The organism is Seonamhaeicola marinus (assembly GCF_008085455.1).
Map to the genome: position 1 here is coordinate 1 of NZ_VSDQ01000015.1, position 958 is coordinate 958.

Consider the following 958-nt stretch of genomic DNA (forward strand, 5'->3'; position numbering starts at 1 on the left):
ATACGCTCAATAACTTCTATGGGTAATGCAGCATTCATGGTGTGGTGCCCTGTTTGAGCATCGTCCATTTTTATGCCGTCTATTAACAACAAGGTTTGATCAAAACTACCGCCGCGAATGTATAAATCTGCTTGACTACCAGCGGTACCTCTTCGGCGAATATCAACCCCTGCTACTTGCTGTAATAATTCTGCTACTGTTGTTGCGGCACTGTTTTTTATATGCGTTGCTGTAATAACTTCTATGGTTCTAGAATTTTCTTTAAAAGGTAAATCTATTCTGGTTGAAGCAATTAAAACGGTATCAAGTTTTTGATCTTGCGGTGTTTGTTGTGCAAAACCAGTTACCGTTAATAATGCTAAAAATGCTGTAAAAACTACTGTTGTTTTCATGTATTAAAATTGATAATTAAAAAAGCGGTGCAAAATTCGTAACTTTCCGGACGATTATTATAGTCCAGTTTTAAAACAATGAATAGTCCGGTTGTAAATATTTTAGAACAGTTAATAACAATTGAAAAAACAAGCACTAACCCTGTTTACATTCAAATTGCACAACAAATTATAAATGCCATTCAGCGCGGGTATTTATTAAAAGGCACCGTATTACCCGGAACACGTACCTTTAGTAATTTATTAAAAATACACCGCAATACCGCCGTGGCTGTTTATGATGAGTTGGCATCACAAGGTTGGGTAGAAATTATACCAAACAAAGGTACGTTTGTATTAGTGCCTAAACAAAACAACACGCCTATTAAGGCTGCTGCCCAACGTAATATTGATAATGCCTATGAATACTCTAAAACTACCGGATTTCCGTTTCAGCAATCATTACATTTGGCTTCAACTACCGAAAAAACCAATGCAAAATTTATAATTAATGACGGCAAGCCCGATTTACGGTTACATCCTGTACATCAATTTTCACGATGGTATAGTGCCGTAATGAAACGTAA

Annotated in this window: 2 protein-coding genes; one reads left to right on the forward strand and one right to left on the reverse strand. The window is 36.3% G+C overall.

The genetic code is table 11. The annotated features are described in order from the left end of the window. A partial coding sequence (locus FUA24_RS00130; RefSeq protein WP_148539570.1) for a TonB-dependent receptor occupies positions 1 to 392 on the reverse strand: 392 nt, incomplete at its 3' end. A gap of 78 nt (positions 393 to 470) precedes the next feature. Between FUA24_RS00130 and FUA24_RS00135 the strand changes: the two genes are divergently transcribed. Then, positions 471 to 958: GntR family transcriptional regulator (locus FUA24_RS00135; protein ID WP_148539571.1), on the forward strand; the 488-nt coding region annotated here is incomplete at its 3' end.